This window comes from Nocardia sp. NPDC058658 (assembly GCF_042716665.1).
In the GTDB taxonomy this organism is placed as follows: Bacteria; Actinomycetota; Actinomycetes; order Mycobacteriales; family Mycobacteriaceae; genus Nocardia.
Window position 1 is genome coordinate 1 of sequence record NZ_JBHXRR010000033.1, and the last position, 21913, is coordinate 21913.

A 21913-nucleotide genomic window follows, 5' to 3' on the forward strand; every position below is an offset into this window, starting at 1 on the left:
CAGTTGCGAAGATGCGAAGCCTCCAGCAACGGCGGCTAACTCGCGGCCCCAAGGGGGCCGCGCTCGAGCGCGCCAGCGCTCCAACAAACACAGCCTAAAACCATCCGGGACTACTCAAACCCCAGTTCTCAAGCCTTCACAAAACTGTCGATCACCGAGAAAAACATCCCGAGACCATCATCACTCGGCCCGGTCAATGCCTCGGTGGCGTGCTCAGGGTGCGGCATCAAACCGACGACCCGTCCGTTCGCCGAGGAAATCCCGGCGATCCCACGCTGCGAACCGTTCGGGTTCTCACCCGAATACCGGAACACCACGCGCCCTTCACCCTCGAGCTCGTCGAGAACCTTCTCCGAAGCCTGGAACCGACCCTCGCCCGACTTCAGCGGAACAAGAATCTGCGCACCCGACTCATACCGCGAACTCCACGCGGTATCGGTCCCCTCCACCGTCAACCACTCGTCGCGGCAGATGAAGTGCAGTCCCTCGTTGCGGGTCAGCGCACCCGGCAGCAGCCCGGCCTCGCACAGCACCTGGAAGCCGTTGCAGATGCCGAGCACCGGCAGACCCTGCCCGGCCGCACGCACGACCTCGCCCATCACCGGCGCGAACCGCGCGATGGCACCGCACCGCAGGTAGTCCCCGTAGGAGAACCCGCCGGGCACGATCACGGCGTCGACACCCTTGATATCGGCATCGGCATGCCACAGGCTCACAGCCTCGGCGCCGGCCAACCGAACCGCCCGAGCGGCGTCGACATCGTCGAGCGTCCCGGGAAAAGTAATTACGCCAATACGCGCGCTCACGAGACCCGAACGACCTTCCAGTCCTCGATCACCGTGTTGGCCAGCAGCGCCTCGGCGATCTGCTCGAGCTGAGCGTCCGACACACTGTCGTCCACCTCGAGCTCGAATCGCTTGCCCTGCCGCACATCCGAGATTCCGGCGAACCCCAGACGCGGGAGGGCGCCGACCACGGCCTGTCCCTGGGGGTCCAGAATCTCGGCCTTCGGCATGACCTCGACCACGACTCGTGCCACGCGTTGCTCCTCAAGTGGTGTGGGGGTTACCTCGGAAATCTTAGTTGACAGGGCCGTCGTGCCCGCGTTCCGGGGTCACGGCGGCTTAGCATCGGGTATGCGCATCGCCCACTTCGGACATTCCTGCATCCTCGTGGAACTGCACGGCGTGAAAGTGCTGTTCGACCCCGGCACCTTCGCGCACGGGTTCGAGGGCATCACCGGTTTGGACGCGATCGCGGTCACCCACCAGCACCCCGATCACATCGATCCGAACCGCATCGGCGATCTCATCGAGAACAATCCCGGCGCCCGCCTGCTGTCCGACCCCCAGACCGCCCAGCAGCGCAGCGAGGGCTGGGAGCCGGTTTCAGCTGGTCAGGTGCTCGATATCGGCGACTTACAGATCACCGGCGGCGGGGGCAGGCACGCGGTGATCCACCCGGAGATCCCGGTGATCGACAACACCGTCTTCCAGCTCGGCACCGAGGCCGACCCCGCCCAGCTCGTCCACCCCGGCGACTCACTGTGGGTACCCCCGGTCCCGGTCGGCGTCCTCGCCATCCCGGCCGCCGCCCCCTGGATGCGTATCTCCGAGGCCGTCGACTACCTGCGCGCGGTCAATCCGCGCACCGCGGTCCCCATCCACCACGGCATCATCGACCCGTCCGCCTACGGCGTCTACTTCGGCAGACTGACCGAAATGGCCCCGGCCGGCACCGAGTTCCGCGTCCTCGAACCCGAGGACCAGGGCCAGTTCTGAGTCAGCGGTAGCTGGTCAGGAACAACGCCTCGGCCAGTGCCATGTGCTCGATCTCGCTCGGGTCGACACTCTCGTTGGGCGCGTGGATCAGGCATTTCGGCTCTTCGACACCGATCAGCATGATCTCGGCCTTCGGGTAGGTGTCATGGAAGACATTGCACAGCGGGATCGATCCGCCCTGCCCCTCGGTGGTGACCGGCCGCCCGTAGGCGTCGGCCATCGCCTTGGCCAGCGCGTCGCGGGCGGGTCCGTGTTCGGAGGCGACGAAGGGTTCGCCGAGCGATTCGAACTCGATATCGAGGTGGGCGTTCCACGGCAGGTGCGCGCGCAGGTGCTTCTCCAGCAAGTCGTAGGCCGATTTCGGTTCGGTGCCCGGTGGGATGCGCAGGTTGAGCCGGGCGCGGGTGCTCGGCTGGATCGCCGCCGACGACCCGACGACGGCGGGCACATCCATTCCGAGCACCGTAATGGCGGGCCGCGACCACAGCATGTCCGACACGGTGCCGCTGCCGAGCAGGTCGACACCGTCGAGCACGCCCGCGTCGGATCGGAAGTCGGCGGGCGGGTACTGCGCGCCGGACCACTTCTGATCATCGGTGAGTCCGTCGATCGTGGTGTTGCCCTTGCCATCTCGCAGCGACGACAGCAGGTGGATCATCGCGGCGAGCGCGTCCGGCGCCGGTCCGCCGAACATCCCTGAATGCATCGGACCTTCCAGGGTTTTCACGGTCAGCACGACATTCACGAGCCCGCGCAAGGTCTGGGTGAAGGTGGGGACGCCGACGGCGAAGTTGCCGCAGTCGGCGACCAGAATCGCATCAGATTGCAGCAGGGCGGGATTGGCGACGACGAACTTCTCCAGCCCGCCCGTACCCTGCTCCTCCGAGCCCTCCGCCACCACTTTGATCCCGATCGGGAAGTCCGGTCCGATCGCGCGCAGGGCCGTGAGATGGGTGACGATGTTGCCCTTGCAGTCGGCCGCGCCGCGCCCGTACCAGCGCCCGTTCTTGTCGGTCAGGGTCCACACCGGCGTGTGCCAGGCATCGTCGCCGAGTGGGGGTTGCACGTCGTAGTGGCAGTACAGCAGCACGGTCGGCGTTCCCGGCGGCCCCGGCTTGGACGCGATGACGGCCTTGCTCCCGTCGGGCGTCTCGTGCAGACCCACATCGGGCAGGCCCGCCGCGGCGAACGCGTCGGCCACCCACTGCGCGGCCTGCTCGCACCCCGAGGGAGGGAACTGGCGCGGATCGGCCACGGATTTGAACGAAACCAGCCGGGCCAGATCGGCTTTCGCCTGACCCATCAGGCCGGAAACCTTGCTGCGCAACACATCAACATCGGTCATCGATCACGCCTCACTTCGTCGTGTCATCGAGCTTCAGGGTGTCGAGATGGTCGATATAGTCCTGCAGGCGCTCCGGGCAGTAGACCTGGATGGTCAGCGATACCGCCTGCGCGCTCTGATTCGGTGCGATCACCGGTCGCTGACCGGGTCCGGCCGCGCCGTTGGTGATCGCAGACTGGTACCTGGCCTTGATCATCGGATCGTTGGGGTTCTGGCAAACCGAACCGCCGTCCTCACCGAGCGCATCGGCGATGACCTTCGCATCCGGCGCGGGCAGACCCGCCTCGGCCAGATTGTCGTGCAGCTGTTGGGCTTTCGCGTCGACCTGGCCGCTGCGGTGGATCTGGGTGAAGGTGAACAGCCCGGTCAGCATGAACACCACCAGCAGCACACCGGCGGTCAGATAGATCCAGTGCCGCTTGTGATCGGGCGCGTCTCCGGTGGTCATACCTGCTCTCCCTTCGGCACGACGAATTTCCAACTGTCCCGGCGATTTCGGTAGAACAGGTAGGGGATCAGCAGTCCGACGATGCCCATTCCGCCGCCCACGATGAGCAGATACACCAGCGGATTGCCACTACCGAATTGCGACGGCGGCACGAACCCGATCGCGAACGCCGCGACCGAGGACACCGCACCGAGGCCGCACAGCGCGTACAGGGCGGGCGCCCGATATCCGCGCGGGTGATCCGGTTTGTCCTTGCGAAGTTTCGCGGCCGCCGCGAACATCAGCACGTACATGATCAGATACACCTGCGTGGTGATCACCGACAGAATCCAATACGCGCTGGAGACATTGGGAATGAACGCGTAGAGCAACGCGATCAATGTCGTCACCACACCTTGGGCCACCAACATGTTCTGCTGCACACCGTGTTCGTTGAGTCGGGTGAGAATCGGCGGCAGATATCCCTCGCTGCGCCCGATCAGCAACAGCCCCTTCGACGGCCCGGCCAGCCAGGTGAGCATGCCACCCAATGCCGCTGCCACCAAAGCGAATCCGATGATCGGGGTCAGGAAGCCGATACTGAAATGGTTGAAGAAGGCGTCGAAGGCCTGCATCACACCCGCGGTGAGACTCAAACTCTCCGACGGCACCACCCAGCTGATCGCCAGCGCGGGCAGAATGAAGATCACCAGCACCAAGCCGACCGCGAGGAACATCGCCTTCGGGTATTCCTTACCCGGATTGCGCAGCGACGATACGTGCACCGCGTTCATTTCCATCCCCGCGTAGGACAGGAAGTTGTTCACGATCAGCACCAGGCTCGCCAGGCCGGTCCACGCCGGTAGCAGGTGACTCGAATCCATCGGTGCCGCCGAGTGATTGCCCTGGCCGAGGAACACCAGGCCGAGGATGACCAGCACCGCACCGGGAATCAGCGTGCCGATCACCAGGCTGACACTCGACAACCCGGCCACCGTCTTGGTCCCCTGCGAGGACACATACACCCCGGCCCAGTAGATCGTGATGATCACGATCGCCACATACACGCCGTTCGACGCCAGCGACGGATGAATGATGTAGGCGAAAGTACTTGCCACATAAGCCAACAGGCTCGGATAGTAGAAAATCGTCATGGCGAACTGGCACCAGACGGCCAGAAACCCGAGCGGCTTGCTCAAACCCTCACTGACCCATTTGTACACTCCCCCTTCCCATCCCGACGCCAGTTCCGCGGCGACCAACGAAGTCGGCATCAGGAACAGAATCGCGGGAATGATGTAGAGGAATACGCAGGCCAATCCGTAGACCGCCATTGCCGGTGCCGAGCGCAGACTTGCCACCGAACTCGTGGTCATCAGCGCCAATGTCACCCAGGACATATATTTCGTCGTCGTCGCGACTTTCGTCGCGGAGCCCGTCATCAGCGCTGCCTCCTGCTGCGTTGTACACAACTAGCGGAAACCACTCGAACAACTGCTCGTGGATGGTACCGCCGCGGATATGCGCAGACAGGCAGGAAACACCGGGCGTGAAAAGGCCGCCGCCGCGCGCTGATCGCCAGTACGCGCGCGGCGACGGCCGGTCAGGCGGCTCTGGCCGCGGTGTCGGGCTCCCAGCGGTATACATCGCTGCGGGCACCGTGATAGAGCGCGAGATCGACCGCGTCGAGCATGGCTTGGCGCGGACCAGAGCGCTGCAACTGCGCCGCCGACACCGCCAGCCGCAGCACCCCACCGCGCCGGGCGGTGCGCTCGGCACCCATCACCAGCGCCCGGCACCACCAGGGCTCGGCCCGGAATCCCTCACCGATCCCGTACACCCGCGCCCGTTGGGCCACATCACGTTCCAGATCGAGCATGCTGGTGAGCCCGAACGCCATCCGGAACCCGACGTCGGGCAGCGCGGCCAGCGCACCGGCCGAGGCGTCCCAGCGCGGCGCGGCAAACAGCCGGGTGCGCAACTCCACCCGCTCCATCACCCGATCGGCGGCCTTCAGTCGCAGCGTGGCCTCGTGCCGCGGCAGATCCGCGAACTCCGCCCGCCGCGATTTGGTGGCCGCCTGGTCGTACCCGTGCAGCACGATCGCGTCACCTTCGAGGCGCCGCCCCCGCAGCCACGACTGTGTGGCCGGGTCGTCGACCAGCCGGTACTTCCCCTTCAATCGGGGCGCGACCAGCAGAGACAGCCGCACACCCCGCTCGTCCATCGCCGCCGCGAACTCGATCGCGGCATCGCGAGTCGTATCCCGGATCCCCGACACCGAAACGATCAACTCAGCGTTCATGCACCCCACAGTGACACCCGGAGATGACACCCGAGTGCTACCTCGATGACGCCCGAACGAATTTCGGCGCACTCCTCGCAATTGCCGCGGTGCGTCGCTTGTCACGCCGCGCGAACTCGACCATCGCGGCCAACCAGCACCCGAGCCCGGGACGACGGCTGCGTCCCGGGCACGTCGTTGTCGGTTGCCCTAAGCGTCGGCGAGGCCCACGCGGTCCAGGACCCAGGCGTACTCGAAAGCGACTTCCTTCCACTTCTCGTACCGCCCGCTCACACCGCCGTGACCTGCGGTCATCTCCGTCTTGAGCAGCACCTCGTTGTCGCCGGTCTTGGTGGCGCGCAGCTTGGCGACCCACTTGGCCGGCTCCACGTAGAGCACGCGGGTGTCGTTGAGGCTGGTGATCGCCAGGATGGCCGGGTAGTCCTTGGCTTCGACGTTCTCATACGGCGAGTACGACTTCATGTACTCGTAGACATCCTTGTCGGCCAAGGGATTTCCCCACTCGTCCCATTCGATCACCGTCAGCGGCAGCGACGGGTCGAGGATGGAGGTGAGCGGGTCGACGAAGGGGACGTTGGCGAGGATGCCGGTGAACAGCTCCGGTGCCAGGTTGGCGACGGCACCCATCAGCAGCCCACCCGCGCTACCGCCGTCGGCGATCAAACGGTCGGGTGCGGTCACACCGGTGTCGATGAGATGCTGTGCGCAGGAGACGAAGTCGGTGAAGGTGTTCTTCTTCAGCAGCGTCTTGCCGTGCTCGTACCAGAGCCTGCCCATCTCGCCGCCGCCGCGCACATGCGCCACCGCGAACACCGCGCCGCGATCGAGCAGCGACAGCCGCGACACCGAGAACGACGGATCGATACTGGCCTCGTAGGAGCCGTAACCGTAGAGCAGCAACGGTTTCGGGCCTTCGGGCAGCCCACTGCGCTTGATGATCGAGATCGGAATCCGGGTGCCGTCGGCGGCGATGGCCCAATCCCGGTGCTGCTCATAGTCGTTCGCGTCGTAACCGCCGAGCACCGGCTGTTCCTTGCGCAGCAGCAGCTCGCCGGTGGCGGGCACGTAGTCGAACACCTGCATCGGTGTGATGAACGAGGTGACGCCGACCCGCAGCGTCGGCTGCTCCCACTCCGGGCTCGAACCCGCACCGGCGGAGAACAATTCGAGCCCGAAGTCGAGTTCGGTCAGCTCGCCGAAGCCCTCGTCGGTGAGCGGCCATACCGCAAGCCGCGGCAGCGCGTCGCGCCGATAGCCGAGCACCAGATGGTTGGCGAAGGCGTCGATGTCCTCCAGGCGCACGTCATCACGATGCCCGATCACCATCGTCATGTCCGACGGGTCGGTGGCCGGGGCGATCTCGAGGACGAAGTTCTCGGCCTTCACCCCGTCGACCACATCGTTGTGCAGGATCAGGAACTTGTCCTCACCCGCGATCACGGCGTGCTCGGCCGAGTACTCCACGCCCTCACGACGCGGCAGCAGCACCCGGAACTCACCCTCGGGGTTGTCCGATTCCAGGACCCAGCCCTCGGTGGTGATCTTGGAACCGAGCCAGATCATCAGATACTTCTCGGAGCGGGTCGCGCCGACGCTCACCCAGTAGCGCTCGTCGGGCTCGTGGAACACCGTCACGTCGGCGTCGGAACCGGTGCCGACGCGGTGGCGCCACACGGTGTCGGGCCGCCACGACTCGTCGACCGTCTGATAGAAGATGTGCGTGCCGTCCAGCGACCAGGTCGCACCCGGCGCCGCACCCGCTACCTCGTCGGGCAGCAGTTCGCCGGTGCGCAGGTCCTTGATCCGCAGCGTGTAGCGCTCGTCACCGGAGCTGTCGACCGAGTAGGCCAGCAGGTTGCCGTCGTGGCTCAGCGAGAACGCGCCGAGCGCGAAGAAGTCGAGGCCCTCGGCGAGGATATTGCTGTCGAGCAGCACCTGCTCACCCTCGATCGCGGAACCCACCTCGAGCTGCGGCGGCGTCCAGGCGTCGATGCCCTCGGCCTTCGCGTCGACGGGACAGCGGCAGTGCACGCCGTACTGTTTGCCCTCGAAACTGCGCGAGTAGTACCAGTAGTCGCCCAGCCGGGTCGGCACCGAGAGATCGGTTTCCTGCGTCCTGGCCTTGATCTCGTCGAAGATCTTGTCGCGCAGAGGCTGCAGCTGGTCGGTCTGCGCCGCGGTGAACGCGTTTTCCGCCTCCAGATACGCGATGACCTCGGGATCTTCCTTGTCCCGCAGCCACTCGTAGTCGTCGACGAACGTGTCACCGTGGTGGACCCGCTCGAAGGGCGCCCGCTTCGCGATCGGCGCCGACACGGTCTCATTCTCGCCAGCCATCCGTCCACCGTAGCCGTCCCCCTCCAACCGGGCCCGCCAACTCGGCCCCCGTGGCGCCCGAGACTGAGTATTTCTGCGCATCTGCCGACGGCCGCTCCTGCGTAACCTGACCGCATGGGGATGCGGTACGCACTGCGATCGTTGGTCGTGACTGTCGGAGTGGCGCTGGCCGCGGGATCCGGGGCGGTGATGTCGGCGAACGCGTGTGCGTGCGGCGGCATCGTCAGCGGGGACAGTTCGGCGCGGGTGGACAGCGAGACGGCCGTCCTCGGCTGGGACGGCAAACGCGAAACCATCCTCATGCGGCTGGGAATGCGCTTCGAGGGTGCCGATGCGGCCCTGATCGTCCCGACCCCGACACCGGCGACCGTCTCGGCCGGGACAGCGGCCTCGTTCACCGAGTTGACGCGCATGACCGCACCCGAACGGGTCACCGAGTACGACTGGTTCGGCAGCGGTTCCCTCGGCGGCGATTCGTCCGGCGCCGCACCGGGTTCCGGCCCCGACGTGCTGAGCCAGGTCCAACTGGGCCCACTGGAGGCGACCACCCTGCGCGGCGGCGACCTCACCGGCGTCCGAGAGTGGCTCGATACCAACGGCTATCAACTCCGCCCCGAGGTCAGCGCCACCCTCGACCCCTACCTCCGCGAAGGCTGGTCCTTCGTCGCCATGCGCCTCACCAGCGCGAAGCCCCTCTCCGGCGCCCTCGACCCGGTCCGCCTCACCTTCGACTCCGACCGCCTCGTCTACCCGATGCGCATGTCAGCCGCGGCGACCACACCCCAGTTCGTGCGCCTCTACATCTTCAGCGACCACCGCATCGCCCGCATCGACCCCGACACGAATTCCCAGACCACCACCACCGAATTCGCCTCCCCCATAACCGAACCCACCGACCCAGACCTGAAAGCCCTGGCGGCAGGCCACAACTACCTCACCGAACTCTCGATCCGAATCCCCGACCCCGCTGCCATCACCACCGACTTCCTCCTGGCACCCGCGAGCAAGGACGTCCCGGTCCGAGACCGCATAGTCACCAAGGAATACGTCGAAATCCTCGGCCTTCCAGCCGGTTACGTCCTGATTATCACCGGCCTGTCCGTGCTCGGAGTAATCGCGAGCGTCGTCCTGCGCCGCCGGTCAGCGACTTCTTCACGCGAGCCGTGAACGCACCGCGGCCCGGTTCTCCAGGTGGAGAACCGGGCCGCGGGTGGAGATGCTCAGGCGCCGAGAGCAGGCCCGATGACCGGCCAGGAGTGGTGCAGCGCGTCCTGCCAGTAGGACCAGGAATGCGTGCCCACCGGGTGGTAGTCGATCTTCGCACCGATGCCTGCCGCACGCAGGCGCTGGTCGAAGGCCACCATGCAGGTGTTGACGCCCAGCTCGATCGGCCCGCCCAAGAAGATGTTCTCCGCCAGCGTCGGCTTGAGTTCGGCCTCGTGCGGGCCGGGGATGCCGGTGCCGGTCGACATGTAGAGCGCCTTACCGCGCAGCCCTTCGATCATCAGGGCCGGATCGTGCGAGGCCCATTCGGGACTACCGGGCGCGCCCCACATATTGCCGGGGTTGCCGCCACGGTTGGCGATGGAGAACATCATCGCCCCCGCCGCCATAGCGATATCCGGACACGCGCTGTAACCGGCGACAGCGCGGTACAGGCCGGGGTTGCGGGCGGCCAGGATGTAGGCCGCGTTGCCGCCCATCGACAGCCCGCCGATGCCGTTCACACCGTTGCCGTTGAAGTGGCCGTCGATCAGGCCCGGCAGTTCCCTGGTGAGGAACGTTTCCCACTTGTACCGGCCGAAGCGCGGATCGTCGGCGATCCAGTCGGTGTAGTAGCTGGCCTGCCCACCCATCGGCAGCACCACGTTGACGTTCTTGCCACGGAAGAAGGCTTCGGCGTCGGTGGCGTTGGTCCAGGTGCTCTGGCCGATGCCGGGGTCGAGCCCGTCGAGCAGGTAGTACGTGCCGCGCGAGCCACCGCCCGCCGGATGCAGGACCTGCAGATCGATATTTCGGCCCATCGCGGGCGAGGTGACCGTGATCGCGGTCCGGTTCGGGGTCATCGCGTGCACCCCGATGATCTCGGCGGCCGACGCCGTCGCCGGGTGCACCACCGCCGGTCCTATCAACGCAAGAGCAATAGCCAGCACTGAAGCAGCAACACCTGTACGACGCACGATCTACCCTCCATAACCGCATGCCAATGACAGTCCAAGGTAACCCACAGATGAACGAACTGAAAGCATTCGGCGTTTCGGGCGTTTCTTCAGCAAACTCTCCGGTTTGCAATGACCGCTTCGCCCGGAAATATCAGCGGGTGAGCGCGCCCCGGATCGAACCGGCCAGATAATCGAGGTCAGCGCGCGCGGGCGAGGTCGGCCTGGCGCGCAGGCCGAAGCCGTCACCTGGCGTCCGCGGGATCACGTGCAGGTGCACATGGAACACTTCCTGCCCGGCCGTAACCCCGTCGGCGAGAAAGAAGTTCACCCCGTCGGCCGCCACCTCACTGCTGCGCAAGGCTGCGGCGATCTGCTGGCCGACCTGAAAGAGCTTGCCGCCCAAGGCGGGATCGAGATCGGCGAGGCTCGGCGCGGGAACTTTGGGCACCACGAGCACGTGCCCGGGCGTCACAGGACGAATGTCCATGAAGGCCAGGACGTCGTCGTCCTCGTAAACCTTCGAGGACGGGGCGGCCCCGGCGATGATGTCGGCGAAGATCGTGTACGGATTCACCCACGTACGGTAACCCCGGCGAAATCGCGCAATTCGACGAGTTCTAGTCAGAAAACTGATCAGAACGACGCGAAGTGCGTGATTACGCCGGTTCACCCGAGCTGAACTACAGAATCGGCGACGGCGAATACCGCGCAGCCTCCGGATTCGCCTCGACCAGCTTCTGCACCTGCGCGACTACCTCAGACACCTGGTCCGAAGCCGCACCGATGAACGCCGCCTTGTCGGCCAGCGCCGCATCCAGCCCCGCACGATCCAGGGGCATCCGCTCGTCGGCGGCGAGACGATCCAGCAGATCCGGTTCGCGCCCCTGCTCACGCATGGCCAGCGCAACGGCGACCGCGTGCTCCTTGATGACCTCGTGCGCGGTCTCCCGACCAACGCCGGCGCGCACCGCCGCCATCAGGATGCGGGTGGTCGCCAAGAACGGCAGGTACCGGTCGAGTTCGCGCGAGACCACCGCCGGGTAGGCGCCGAACTCGGCGAGCACGGTCAGGAAGGTCTCCATCTGCCCGTCGATGGCGAAGAACGCGTCGGGCAGCGCGACGCGGCGCACCACCGAGCAGAACACGTCGCCCTCGTTCCACTGCGCGCCGGCGAGTTCGGCGGCCATCGAGCCGTAGCCGCGCAGGATCACCTGAAGGCCGTTCACCCGCTCGCACGAGCGCGTGTTCATCTTGTGCGGCATCGCCGACGACCCGACCTGGCCCGGCTGGAAACCCTCGGTGACCAGCTCGTGCCCGGCCATCAGCCGAATCGTGTGCGCGAACGACGACGGCCCCGCACCCAGTTGCACCAGCGCGGACAGCACGTCGTGATCCAGCGAGCGCGGGTACACCTGACCCACACTGGTGAACACATTCGCGAAGCCGAGGTGCGTGGCGACCTGCTGTTCGAGGGCAGCGAGCTTGTTCGCGTCACCGTCGAGCAGGTCGAGCATGTCCTGGGCGGTACCCATCGGGCCCTTGATCCCGCGCAGCGGGTAGCGCTGGATCAGTTCCTGCACGCGGGTGAGCGCGACCAGCATCTCGTCGGCGGCGGAGGCGAAGCGCTTACCCAGCGTGGTGGCCTGCGCGGCGACATTGTGCGAGCGACCGGCCATCACCAGCGTCTGGTACTCGGCGGCCCGCTCGGCCAGCCGCGCCGCGATGGCGATGCCGTGCTTGTAGACATGCTCGAGGGACAGGCGGATCTGCAGCTGCTCGACATTCTCGGTGAGGTCGCGGCTGGTCATGCCCTTGTGCACGTGTTCGTGCCCGGCGAGCGCGTTGAACTCCTCGATCCGCGCCTTCACATCGTGGCGGGTGACCCGCTCACGGTCGGCGATCGAGGCCAGGTCCACCTGGTCGATGACGCGCTCGTAATCGTCGACAACCCCTGCGGGGACATCGATTCCGAGTTCGGCCTGCGCGCGCAGCACCTCCAGCCACAGCCTGCGCTCGAGCACGATCTTGTTCTCGGGCGACCAGAGCGCGACGAGCTCCGGGCTGGCGTATCGGGTGGCGAGGACATTCGGGACGAGGCTCACGAGACCTCAGTCTAATTGCCGCACCCGTTCGGCCTGGGAGGGCATCATGTTCGGGACCACGGGCGGGGCGACGATGTCGATCATTTCCAGCAAACCGGCGCGGGCGGGGCGGCGCGGTTCGGGATGGCCTTCGATCAGCGCGGCGACCACCGCACCGTCGACGACGGCCACCAGCCTGCGTAACTGCTCTGGGCGTACCACTCGGTCGCAGCGGCGCAGCACGTCGGCGAGCAGTTCCTCGAGCTGCGTGCGTAGTCGGAGCTGGACCTCGCGTAACTCGGGGTGCCTGGCCGAGGCCACCGACCGTTCGTAGCGGGCGATGAGCTGGCCACGGGCATCGAGGTCGCCGTCGTCGGGGCCGACGAGCACGTCGAGCACGAGTTCGACGGTCGCCTCGGTGCCGCGCCTGCGATGGCTCACCTCACCGACCCGGCGGCGCATCGCGTCGAGTTCGATCGCGCCGCTGAACTCGACGGCGCGGGCGATCAGGTCTTCCAGCGATTCGAAATAGTAGGTGGTCGACGCGAGTGGAAGATCGGCTCGCGAGGCCACCGAGCGATGTCGTACGGCGTCGAATCCGCCCTCGAGCAACAGTTCGGCCGCCGCCGCCACCAGAGCCTGACGACGTCGTTCGCCTTTCGGAGTCGTTGCGGTGGTCACCGTGCAACAGTGCCAGTCATCATCAGTTCAACCGTGCGCAATCGTCATCGGGGAAACACTGGGAATTCGGGATAACTGAGTTTTACCGTATCCCGGCACAGATGTGTTCGTACTACGCAAAGTTGTTGTCGCACATCACTGTTGACACGACACCGGATCACCCCTTCATGAACCGTCCCAGACGCTCCAGAGCTGCGGCGATGTCGTCCGTAGCACCCGCGAAGGAGAAACGGACCGTGTGGTTTCCATTGACGGTGTCGAAATCGAGTCCGGGCGCCAACGCGACGCCGGTTTCGGCCAGAACCTCGGCGCACCAGGCGCGAGAATTGTCGGTCAAATGACCAATATCGGCGTAAGCATAGAAGGCGCCGTCGGCGGGCGCGAGATCGGTGATTCCGATCGCGGGCAAACCCTCCAGTAGCAGCGACCGGTTGCGCGCGTATCGACGCACGTGCCCGTCCAGTTCATCCTTGGCTTCCGGTCCGAACGCGTGCACGGCCGCGTACTGGGAGATGGCGGGCGGGCACACCGTCATGTTCGAGGCCAGTCGCTGCAGCGCCGGGCGCAGGTCGGCCGGGGCCAGCATCCAGCCGAGCCGCCAGCCCGTCATCGAGAAATATTTCGACACCGACCCGATAACCACCGATTCGCGGGAGAACTCCCACGCCGAGGAGGTAGGCGTGCTTGCACCCGCGTAGGTGATGCCGTGGTAGATCTCGTCGGAGATCAGCAGCGTGCCGTGCTCGTCGCACCAGCGGGCCAGCGCGGCGAGTTCGGCGGGGTCGATCATGGTGCCGGTCGGGTTGGCCGGGCTGGCCACCACCAGGCCCTTGGGTGGCGCTGGCAGGGCCTCGAGCATCGCCACGGTCGGCTGGAATCGGGTCTGCGGGCCGCAGTCCAGTTCGACGACCTCGCAGCCGAGGGCGGACAGCGTGTTGCGGTAAGCGGGATAGCCCGGACGCGCCACCACCACGGTGTCGCCCGCGTCGAATGCGGCCAGGAAGATCAGCGTGAACGCACCCGACGACCCGGTCGTCACCACCACCTCGTCCGGATGCACGTCGTAGCCGTAGGTCTCGCTGTGATGCCCCGCTATCGCCTCGCGCAGCGGCAGAATGCCGAATGTCTCGGTGTAGCCGAGCAATTCGTGATCGATGGCGGCCCTGGTCGCCCGCAGCACCGGTGCGGGCGCCTGCGTCGAGGGCTGCCCGGCGGCGAGCACCAGCACATCTCCGTGCGACCTGGCGCGTTCAGCGGCCGCTTTCCACACATCCATGACGTAGAACGGGGCAATGGCCGACCGGCGCGATTCTCGGGACACTCGAGAGACGGTAGAGCACCCGATTGCGGACGTTCACAGATATGGTCGGCACAATGGCTCCGACAGCGAATACGCAGCCACCGTCGCGACCCCTGTGGTCGCGGCGGGGCCGGGGCGCGGGGGCGAGATGAAGCGGACAGGGACCGACGTTGGCGCCGACATTCGCACGTCCGACGGCGACACGGAACCGGCCGCAACGGGGTCGGCCGCAGCCACCAGCGGGTCCACGGCAGGTTCGGCGACGCCAGCCGAGCCCGGGTCTCCCGCCACGACACCAGCGACCTCCCCTCCCGATACCGCGACGGCGAATGAATCCGCAGTGGGCACCGCGACATCGGTCAGATCCGCAGGAAAAGCCGCGGCGGCAGGCATGTCCGCGACGGCCAGCGATTCGGCCGTCCACGCCGAACGAACAGACGCCCACGGGGCGGCGCGATCGCGCACACGTGCCGAACGAACAGACGCCGACGGGGTGGCGCGATCGCGCACAGGTGCCGAACGGGCGAGCCGGGCCGTCAGTGTCAATGGCCGGATCCTGCAGGCGAATTGGCGTGAGCAGTTGCCGTCGAAGGTCGCGGCGCGGGATCGGATGGCCGAGTGGGCCGCGCGGTATCCGGTGGTCGGCGAGATCGCCGGCGAGCTGCGCAGTGGTGAGGTGCGCAAGGTTTTCTGGCGGCGACCCAAGGCGCAGGCCGAGGGGATGTGGGCGCGGCGGCCCAGTCGCGAGCGGGTGCGTCAGGTACTGGTCGAGCGGCGCGTGCTGATCGCCGGCGTGCTCGCGGTCGCAGTGTTCGTGGCGGCCGACGAGCAGTTCGGCAACGCCGTCGACGGGCCCCCGCTAGCACCGGGCGAAGCCGTGCACGTGGCCATCGCCTATCCCCCGCAACTGCTCCCCAACCCCCAATCGAGCAGCCGCATGCTTCGTGCCATCGACGCAGGTGAGAAGCGCCGCGAAGCGCACGTGGTCGCCGCGGCGGCCCGCGCCACCCTCGAACGCGCCAAGGCCGAGGCAGCGGCCGCGGCGTCGGGTGAATGGCAGGACTGGATGGGCCAGCGGGCCCCGGTGGTCCCCGGCGCGATGGTGCCCGGCTCGACCCCATCCGTCGGCGGGTTCAGCCTGCCCGCGAAGGGCGCGTTCACCTCCGGTTTCGGCTCCCGCTGGGGCACCATGCACCGCGGCATCGACATCGCGGGCCCCATCGGCAGCCCCATCTACGCCGTAGCCGACGGCACCGTGGTGGAGGCGGGCCCGGCGCAGGGCTTCGGCCTGTGGGTCCGCATCCGCCACGACGACGGCACCATCAGCATCTACGGCCACATGTACGACTTCTTCGTCTCTCAGGGCGAGCGCGTCCCCGCCGGAATGCAGATCGCGCGCATCGGCAACCGCGGCGATTCGACCGGCCCGCACCTACATTTCGAAATCGTGCAAAACGGTCAACATGTGGATCCGCAAGCCTGGTTGGCGGTGCACGGATTGCGTCTCGATTGACATCACGCTGAGACCGCGGAGATTACGTCACAGTTATTGTGGAGCCTGTCGAGCGTTTCCCTCCGAACCAAAGCGAGGCAACCATGGCAGGCAAGTTCGAAGTATTCAAGGACAAGGCCGACAAGTTCCACTTCCACCTCAAGGCCGGTAACGGTGAAATCGTCCTCGAGAGTCAGGGATACGAAAGCAAAGAAGGCGCCAAGAAAGGCATTGCCTCCATTCAGACGAATGCCCCCGGCGCCGACATCATCGACCTCACCGTCTGACCGACGTCCGCAGTCCTCAGCACAGCGGTCCCCATGATGGTCGTCCAGTCGCTCGACGGTGATCAGCGGTTTCGCGCCGCTGATCACCGACCGCACTGATTATCCCGCGACGGTAATGCGTTCCGGCACAACAACTTCGGTTGCGCCGATATCGGTCCGGAAATGACCGCCGGGGAGCTTGATCCCCGCCAGCCGCGCGTAAGCCCGCTCCCGCGCCTGCGCGAGATCGGCACCCACACCGACCACATTCAGCACGCGCCCACCCGCCGACACCAGCGCCTTGTCCTCGCGCTGGCCCGTACCGGCATGCAGCACAAGGGTTTCGCCCTTGAGCGCGCTGTCCTCGGCACCGGTGATCACGTCACCGGTGCGCGGCCGCGCCGGGTAGTTCTCGGCGGCCAGCACCACGGTGATCGCGGAGCCGTCCTTCCAGCGCGGCGCGTCGACCTCGGCCAGGCGCCCGGTCGCGGTGGCGTGCAGGAGTTCGGCGAAGGGGCTGTCGAGCAGCGCCAGCACCGCCTGGGTCTCGGGATCACCGAAGCGGCAATTGAATTCGACGACAGCCGGGCCGTTCGCGCCGATCGCCAGACCCGCGTACAGCAGACCCGAGAACGAGCTGCCACGCGCGACCAGCTCGGCGGCAACGGGCTTCACCACGTCTTCGACGATCTCGTTCAGCGTCTCCGCCGGCAGCCACGGCAGCGGCGTGTAGGCGCCCATGCCACCGGTGTTGGGGCCCGCGTCACCGTCGCCGACGCGCTTGTGGTCCTGCGCGGGCAGCAGCGGGATCACGGTTTCGCCGTCGACCAGGCAGAACAGGGAAACCTCAGGCCCGTCGAGGAACGATTCGAGCAGTACCGGGTGCCCCTGTTCGAGCAGTTCGGCGCCGTGGTCGCGGGCCGCGTGCCGGTCGGTGGTCACCACGACGCCCTTGCCCGCGGCGAGCCCGTCGTCCTTGACCACCCAGGTCGGGCCGAAGCGGTCGAGCGCCGCGTCCAGCTCGGCCGGGCTGTCGACGATCTCGCTGTGCGCGGTCCGCACACCCGCCGCCGCCATCACATCCTTGGCGAACGCCTTGGACCCCTCGATCCGCGCCGCGTCGGCCGACGGGCCGAACACCGGGAACCCGGCCGCGCGCACCGCGTCGGCGACCCCGAGCACCAGCGGCACCTCGGGACCGATCACCACCAGGTCGGCGGCCACCTCCGCGGCCAGCGCAGCGACGTCTTCGGCCGCGCAGGGGTCGACCGGGCGTAACTCGGCGTGCTGGCCGATGCCCGGGTTGCCCGGGGCGGCGATCACCGCCGTCACGGACGGATCCCGGCGCAGCGCCAGGACGAGGGCATGTTCACGGGCTCCGGAACCGATGACGAGTACGCGCACGGCCTTAGATTAGTCGCGCATTGCGCACGCATTGCGCACGCCCCTGGCCGCGCACATCCCACATCGCGAACCCCTAGTTCACGGAATCGGCCACGCTGAGCATCCACTCTTCGCCACTTCGGTCGATTTCCCGACCGATCCGCCGTTCATTGTCCGTTCAGCGGAGTTGTTCCGCCCCCCGGTCCTTCTGGGCCACAATGGAACCCAGACGCAGAGGGAGCACACCATGGGCCTGCTCGACGGAATGATGGGTAACGCCGGGCGCATAGACCCGGCCGCCGCCCAGCAGGAATACGCCAAACTCTTCGGCCAGGGCGAGCAGGTGTACGCCGCGTTCATCCTGGTCCGCGACGCCATGCTGTTCACCAACCGCCGCCTGATCATGGTCGACAAACAGGGCGTCACCGGCCGCAAGGTGAGCTACCACAGCATCCCTTACCGCTCGATCAGCCACTTCGCCGTCGAAACCGCAGGCACCTTCGACCTCGACGCCGAGCTCTACATCTGGATCGGCAGCGGCAACGACCCGGTCAAGCAGCGTTTCAACCGCCAGGTAGACATCTACGAGGTCCAGGGCATCCTGTCCCATTTCGTGTCCATCTGATTAGGCTCGGCCGTATGGCATCCGTCTTCAGCGCGATCATCGCAGGTCAGATCCCCGGCCGTTTCGTCTGGGAGGACGACGAGTTCGTCGCCTTCCTCACCATCGCCCCCGTCACCCAGGGCCACACCCTCGTCGTCCCGCGCGCGGAAATCGACCAGTGGCAAGACGTAGATCCCGCCGTAGTGGCCCGACTGATGGGCCTGGCCCAAAAAATCGGCCAGGCCGTCCGCCTCGCCTTCGACGCCCCCCGAGCCGGCCTCCTCATCGCCGGCCTCGAGGTCCCCCACCTGCACACCCACGTCTTCCCCGCCTACTCGATGGGCGACTTCGACATCTCCGGCGCCACCACCGACCCCACCCCCGACTCCCTCGACGAGGCCCAAACCAAGATCAAGGCAGCCCTGCGCGACCTCGGCTACGGAGCAGGCGTCCCCGCCTGATTTTCGTTTCGATGGAACCGAACCACCCCACCGTGCGTCTAAGAAGTCGAGCGGTTGTTGTGCGCGAAAGAGGACGAAAACCCGTTCTCAGTCGATCGAGCGGAGTGGAAGGGGTGCGGATGGCGGGGCAGTGAGCACTTCATCTACCTGAACCTCCACGATTTTCAGAACATCATGGTCGTCGACAGACAGGCGATCCAGTGGCACGGAATTCACCGCCAGGCAGGCTCCCGTTTCGCATAATCATCATAGGCATGGCAAAGCCCACCGCACACTTCCGCCGTCGTCTCGAGCAGCGCCTGCGCTTTCGGGTCGGAAACGGTGCCGATATTGGTGCGGGCCGCCTTGATCACTTCGGTCAGCAGCGAACGCACGTGCGCGGCCTGTTCGGCGGGAGACCATTCATTCTGTTCGCCCAACGTCGTTCCCTTCGATCGGTTTCGATGGGCTACTCGGTGTTACGAAGATCGAGTTCTGGCCAGGATACGGGCGAGCCCCCGCCGAACAAACCGCGAAACGCACTTCATGACCACGTGCTCAACGGCGGCGCGCTTCTTAAAGGCTTCTAGAGGTAGAGCCCCGCTTGCGGCTGGAGAGACATATCGAGCGGGCCTGTGTAGATGGCGGTACCGCTGGTCAAACCAAGGCCCGGACCGACCTGCATCCGTACCCACCCAGAATTGGGTTCGTAGGGCAGATCGACTTCGATCGGTCGGCCACCGCCCTGATCGGCCTCCAATCGCAATGCCCATTGCAGTGTCACGGCAGCAAGGGGTATGGCTCCGGTCGACGAGGACACAGCCACTGTGGTCGAACAATGTTGCGGTGCAGGCAGACCCGGAATAGTGGACCGAACCCCCGTCGGCTGGATATTCCCAACTACCCGGTGCGGCTGTTGGGGATCACGGGCGACCCACATCCTGTAATCGACGAAGCAGTTCAGAGTTTCGCCGATAAGGTAGCTGTTGACCGGCCCCTCGGGGGCATTCATGGGAAGAAGCGGTGCCGCGTGCACGGTCGAACCGGCACCAACCGAAGCGCCGAGTAGCGCGGCAGCCGAGGTCGCCACGGACAGAACAGTTTTGGTGATCGTCGAGATCGACAAGATTTTCCCCCTCTATCTGAAAATACGAACGCGCCGGACCTTACCTGACATCAGATTCAGGGCAAGACTTCATGTTTCGGGCACGTTCACGACAACAGAATTCAGTGAAACTCACCAGGTTTAACGTATGCCCCTCTGATCACCGACCAGGTGGTCGCATCGTCTCGTCAGGGTTGCCTCTCGCTTCCGCCACCGCCGCCAGGACCGGACAGCTAGCCTTGCAGAGTGACCGCAGACCTCGGCAGCACCGGTGAGCTCCCCGAAACGCTCACATGGGAGGAATTCCTGGCGCTGCCCGATGCCATCGCGCAGTGCGTGGAAGGACTCGACCGCGGTCGCGTCATCTGGGCGCACACCGGGCCTCGCCGAAACCAGCGAGCGGCCGTGCGCCTGCGCAACGCGTTGGAGTCCGCCTGGTCGGTGGTGCGGGCCGAACGCGACGAATGCTTCGAAGCCGACGTCGAGCAGCCGATCTTCTTCACAGCCAAGAACGACTTCCTGAAGCCCGACTTCATCCTGTACAGCTGCCTGCCGGACCAGGATCAGGATGTCCCCGCGTCAGCGGTGGTCATCGCGGGTGAGATCTTGTCACCGTCGAATTCCGTCCAGGACATGAACCGAAAGACCACCCGCTACGCCGAGGCTGGAATCCCGTGGTACTGGGAGGTCGATGCCGGAGAACAGTCGGTGACAATCCGGATCAATGCCCTGCTGCCCGCGCCGGAGCGCCGCCCGGTCGGCGTCACGCCACTGCGGGCCTTCCACTACGAGCCGGTCGCGCAGTGGGTCGGCGCCGGCGATTTCGCCTACCACCTCCCGTTCCCCTTCACTATCCCGGCGGAAAGCCTCGCTTACTAGGACCACCCGGGTCCTTATCGCAAGGTCAACGCACTCACGTAGACCACGCCGAGATCAGATCCGCCGGACCATACGCACCGTCGAGCCCTGAGCAGTCGATCCCGCTGCGCGAAACTGCGACAACGGGCACCGGATCGGGAGTGAGCGCGGCCCGATGTCGAAGCAGGGCGGCGAGGTCGTGCCGATCGAACGGCGAGTTCTCCAACCACTTGACCGATCCGACGAACAACAACTCCTTGGCGATCGGCGCACGGTCCGCACCGACGATGTCGATCTCCACATCGTTGGTGCGAGTCCAATAGCCCCCGATGGCCGGTGCGGCGGGAAGGTTCGCATCGGGCAGCAGCCGTGCCAGCGCCTCACGTACCTGAGGTTCGACAGCCCTCCCACGCCAACTCGTCCAGCTTTCGCGGATGCGACTCAGCGTCAGATCACCGCGACCTCGCTCGATCTCCGCCATCGCCGGATCCAAGAACTTCAACCAGAAACAGAGATAGGGATCCGCGACCCGATAGCGGCGATCCTTCGAGGGGTGCAACGACACCGGCAATTCCGCCGCGATCACACGTTTGTCGGCAAGGATCTCCAGCGATCGTTGAAGTGGGGTCGCACCGATCCCGCCTGCGGCACGGGCAATGTTGGCAAACGTCCGCTCCCCGCTCCCGATCGCCGACAGAACGGAGCGAGCCTGGACCGACTGCGGAAACTCCGCAGCGAGCGAACGCTCCCCCGATACCAATAAGGCTGACACCGGATCGCTGAGCGCGGCGTGAAGGAAGTCCCACATTCCGGCACCGTGCGTCCATTCCGTACAGATCAAGGGCAGTCCACCAGTAATCAAGGCCGCGTCGAAGGCCGCTGCCGGATCGAGGCCTAGCATCTGACCTACCTCAGCCGGGTTGAGCGGCCCGAGCACCATCTCTCGTCCGCGCTGGTGGAACGGGCGCCCATAGTTGTTGAGCGCCTCCATCATCGACAGGTCGGAGCCGATGAGAACCAACAACACTGGCTTCGTTTCCAGCACTCGGTCCCACGCGCGCTGAAGCATGCCTTCGAAGGCACCTTCCCCATCCATCAAGTAAGGCACTTCGTCCATGACAACCACGCTCGCCCGGTCGTCCGGCAACGTTGCCGCCAGCACATCGAACGCGGCATCCCAGCTGGCCGGACGGGCCGCGGACAGCAGGTTCGCCAGCGGAAGACTTGACGACTGCGCGTCCCGGCTGAGCCGCTCGAGGTCCGCCGTCGGCGAGGCACCCGTGGCGGCATAGAAGAGGAACGGCGCACCGGACTTCTCAGCGAACCGCTCCACCAATCGGGACTTA

23 protein-coding genes are annotated in these 21913 nt (G+C 66.1%); 7 read left to right on the forward strand and 16 right to left on the reverse strand.

Annotated elements, in window-relative coordinates:
• Positions 1-128 precede the first annotated feature (128 nt).
• Together purQ and purS are read right to left on the reverse strand one after the other, a co-directional pair.
• Positions 129-806, reverse strand: coding sequence for a phosphoribosylformylglycinamidine synthase subunit PurQ (purQ, locus tag ACFWUP_RS29325; protein WP_379239212.1), 678 nt, complete (start codon positions 804-806; stop codon positions 129-131).
• Positions 803-1039, reverse strand: a complete 237-nt coding sequence (gene purS / locus ACFWUP_RS29330) for a phosphoribosylformylglycinamidine synthase subunit PurS (RefSeq protein ID WP_056818769.1) — start codon at positions 1037-1039, stop codon at positions 803-805. The genes purQ and purS overlap by 4 nt, the downstream gene beginning before the upstream one ends.
• Positions 1040-1136: 97 nt before the next feature.
• Here purS and ACFWUP_RS29335 point away from each other — a divergent pair, with 97 nt between their 5' ends.
• Positions 1137-1781 carry an MBL fold metallo-hydrolase gene (locus ACFWUP_RS29335; protein ID WP_379239213.1) on the forward strand — a complete coding sequence of 215 codons (645 nt, stop codon included), beginning with the start codon at positions 1137-1139 and terminating at the stop codon, positions 1779-1781.
• A 1-nt stretch (position 1782) separates the two neighbouring features.
• Here ACFWUP_RS29335 and ACFWUP_RS29340 read toward each other — a convergent pair whose 3' ends face one another.
• The 5 genes from ACFWUP_RS29340 to ACFWUP_RS29360 all read right to left on the reverse strand — a co-directional run bounded on the left by ACFWUP_RS29340 (position 1783) and on the right by ACFWUP_RS29360 (position 8195).
• Complete coding sequence (locus tag ACFWUP_RS29340; RefSeq protein ID WP_379239214.1) at positions 1783-3126, reverse strand: dipeptidase; 1344 nt, start codon at positions 3124-3126, stop codon at positions 1783-1785.
• Positions 3127-3136: 10 nt separating this feature from the next.
• Positions 3137-3574, reverse strand: a complete 438-nt coding sequence (locus ACFWUP_RS29345) for a hypothetical protein (protein ID WP_379239215.1) — start codon at positions 3572-3574, stop codon at positions 3137-3139.
• Entirely contained in the window at positions 3571-4995 is a 1425-nt protein-coding gene (locus ACFWUP_RS29350; RefSeq protein ID WP_379239216.1) for an APC family permease, read from the reverse strand. The genes ACFWUP_RS29345 and ACFWUP_RS29350 overlap by 4 nt, the downstream gene beginning before the upstream one ends.
• Before the next feature lie 161 nt (positions 4996-5156).
• Entirely contained in the window at positions 5157-5858 is a 702-nt protein-coding gene (locus ACFWUP_RS29355) for a DUF2334 domain-containing protein (RefSeq protein ID WP_379239217.1), read from the reverse strand.
• A gap of 189 nt (positions 5859-6047) precedes the next feature.
• On the reverse strand, positions 6048-8195 hold the full coding sequence (locus ACFWUP_RS29360) for a S9 family peptidase (protein ID WP_379239218.1): 2148 nt from the start codon (positions 8193-8195) through the stop codon (positions 6048-6050).
• A 114-nt stretch (positions 8196-8309) separates the two neighbouring features.
• Between ACFWUP_RS29360 and ACFWUP_RS29365 the strand changes: the two genes are divergently transcribed.
• The gene (locus ACFWUP_RS29365) at positions 8310-9362 is read left to right on the forward strand and encodes a DUF2330 domain-containing protein (RefSeq protein ID WP_379239219.1); all 1053 of its coding nucleotides are present in this window, start codon (positions 8310-8312) and stop codon (positions 9360-9362) included.
• Positions 9363-9415: 53 nt separating this feature from the next.
• On the opposite strand, the gene ACFWUP_RS29370 is transcribed toward ACFWUP_RS29365, so the two are convergent.
• From ACFWUP_RS29370 to ACFWUP_RS29390, 5 genes are all read right to left on the reverse strand, one after another.
• Positions 9416-10375, reverse strand: a complete 960-nt coding sequence (locus ACFWUP_RS29370) for an alpha/beta hydrolase (RefSeq protein WP_379239220.1) — start codon at positions 10373-10375, stop codon at positions 9416-9418.
• Between the two features lie 133 nt (positions 10376-10508).
• The gene (locus tag ACFWUP_RS29375) at positions 10509-10931 is read right to left on the reverse strand and encodes an HIT family protein (protein ID WP_379239221.1); all 423 of its coding nucleotides are present in this window, start codon (positions 10929-10931) and stop codon (positions 10509-10511) included.
• Positions 10932-11037: 106 nt separating this feature from the next.
• Complete coding sequence (purB, locus tag ACFWUP_RS29380) at positions 11038-12459, reverse strand: adenylosuccinate lyase (RefSeq protein ID WP_379239222.1); 1422 nt, start codon at positions 12457-12459, stop codon at positions 11038-11040.
• 6 nt (positions 12460-12465) lie between these two features.
• Positions 12466-13119 carry a TetR/AcrR family transcriptional regulator gene (locus ACFWUP_RS29385; RefSeq protein ID WP_379239223.1) on the reverse strand — a complete coding sequence of 218 codons (654 nt, stop codon included), beginning with the start codon at positions 13117-13119 and terminating at the stop codon, positions 12466-12468.
• Positions 13120-13276: 157 nt separating this feature from the next.
• A complete protein-coding gene (locus ACFWUP_RS29390; RefSeq protein ID WP_379239224.1) occupies positions 13277-14440 on the reverse strand; it encodes a pyridoxal phosphate-dependent aminotransferase in 1164 nt (387 codons plus the stop codon).
• A gap of 319 nt (positions 14441-14759) precedes the next feature.
• On the opposite strand from ACFWUP_RS29390, the gene ACFWUP_RS29395 reads away from it, so the two are divergent.
• Both ACFWUP_RS29395 and ACFWUP_RS29400 read left to right on the forward strand, forming a co-directional pair.
• Positions 14760-15932: a M23 family metallopeptidase gene (locus ACFWUP_RS29395; RefSeq protein WP_379239225.1), complete on the forward strand. Its 1173-nt coding sequence runs from the start codon at positions 14760-14762 to the stop codon at positions 15930-15932.
• 83 nt (positions 15933-16015) lie between these two features.
• A complete protein-coding gene (locus ACFWUP_RS29400; RefSeq protein WP_379239226.1) occupies positions 16016-16198 on the forward strand; it encodes a YegP family protein in 183 nt (60 codons plus the stop codon).
• Positions 16199-16297: 99 nt separating this feature from the next.
• On the opposite strand, the gene purD is transcribed toward ACFWUP_RS29400, so the two are convergent.
• Positions 16298-17581 (reverse strand): phosphoribosylamine--glycine ligase, encoded by a 1284-nt coding sequence (gene purD / locus ACFWUP_RS29405; protein WP_379239227.1) that lies wholly within the window; start codon positions 17579-17581, stop codon positions 16298-16300.
• Positions 17582-17807: 226 nt separating this feature from the next.
• Between purD and ACFWUP_RS29410 the strand changes: the two genes are divergently transcribed.
• Positions 17808-18185 (forward strand): PH domain-containing protein, encoded by a 378-nt coding sequence (locus ACFWUP_RS29410; protein ID WP_379239228.1) that lies wholly within the window; start codon positions 17808-17810, stop codon positions 18183-18185.
• 14 nt (positions 18186-18199) lie between these two features.
• The gene (locus tag ACFWUP_RS29415; protein WP_379239229.1) at positions 18200-18625 is read left to right on the forward strand and encodes an HIT family protein; all 426 of its coding nucleotides are present in this window, start codon (positions 18200-18202) and stop codon (positions 18623-18625) included.
• Between the two features lie 212 nt (positions 18626-18837).
• On the opposite strand, the gene ACFWUP_RS29420 is transcribed toward ACFWUP_RS29415, so the two are convergent.
• Together ACFWUP_RS29420 and ACFWUP_RS29425 are read right to left on the reverse strand one after the other, a co-directional pair.
• Positions 18838-19044: a hypothetical protein gene (locus ACFWUP_RS29420; protein WP_379239230.1), complete on the reverse strand. Its 207-nt coding sequence runs from the start codon at positions 19042-19044 to the stop codon at positions 18838-18840.
• Between the two features lie 146 nt (positions 19045-19190).
• Entirely contained in the window at positions 19191-19730 is a 540-nt protein-coding gene (locus tag ACFWUP_RS29425; RefSeq protein ID WP_379239231.1) for a hypothetical protein, read from the reverse strand.
• 225 nt (positions 19731-19955) lie between these two features.
• Here ACFWUP_RS29425 and ACFWUP_RS29430 point away from each other — a divergent pair, with 225 nt between their 5' ends.
• Positions 19956-20588 carry a Uma2 family endonuclease gene (locus tag ACFWUP_RS29430; protein ID WP_379239232.1) on the forward strand — a complete coding sequence of 211 codons (633 nt, stop codon included), beginning with the start codon at positions 19956-19958 and terminating at the stop codon, positions 20586-20588.
• Between the two features lie 34 nt (positions 20589-20622).
• On the opposite strand, the gene ACFWUP_RS29435 is transcribed toward ACFWUP_RS29430, so the two are convergent.
• Positions 20623-21900, reverse strand: coding sequence for an ATP-binding protein (locus ACFWUP_RS29435; protein WP_379239254.1), 1278 nt, complete (start codon positions 21898-21900; stop codon positions 20623-20625).
• Positions 21901-21913 lie beyond the last annotated feature (13 nt).

Excerpts from the sequence above, each read along its gene's own strand:
- ACFWUP_RS29335 (WP_379239213.1), top strand. The coding sequence starts at position 1,137 with ATGCGCATCGCCCACTTCGGACATTCCTGCATCCTCGTGGAACTGCAC.
- ACFWUP_RS29340 (WP_379239214.1), bottom strand. The coding sequence starts at position 3,126 with ATGACCGATGTTGATGTGTTGCGCAGCAAGGTTTCCGGCCTGATGGGT.
- ACFWUP_RS29345 (WP_379239215.1), bottom strand. The coding sequence starts at position 3,574 with ATGACCACCGGAGACGCGCCCGATCACAAGCGGCACTGGATCTATCTG.
- ACFWUP_RS29350 (WP_379239216.1), bottom strand. The coding sequence starts at position 4,995 with ATGACGGGCTCCGCGACGAAAGTCGCGACGACGACGAAATATATGTCC.
- ACFWUP_RS29355 (WP_379239217.1), bottom strand. The coding sequence starts at position 5,858 with ATGAACGCTGAGTTGATCGTTTCGGTGTCGGGGATCCGGGATACGACT.
- ACFWUP_RS29360 (WP_379239218.1), bottom strand. The coding sequence starts at position 8,195 with ATGGCTGGCGAGAATGAGACCGTGTCGGCGCCGATCGCGAAGCGGGCG.
- ACFWUP_RS29365 (WP_379239219.1), top strand. The coding sequence starts at position 8,310 with ATGGGGATGCGGTACGCACTGCGATCGTTGGTCGTGACTGTCGGAGTG.
- ACFWUP_RS29400 (WP_379239226.1), top strand. The coding sequence starts at position 16,016 with ATGGCAGGCAAGTTCGAAGTATTCAAGGACAAGGCCGACAAGTTCCAC.
- ACFWUP_RS29410 (WP_379239228.1), top strand. The coding sequence starts at position 17,808 with ATGGGCCTGCTCGACGGAATGATGGGTAACGCCGGGCGCATAGACCCG.
- ACFWUP_RS29415 (WP_379239229.1), top strand. The coding sequence starts at position 18,200 with ATGGCATCCGTCTTCAGCGCGATCATCGCAGGTCAGATCCCCGGCCGT.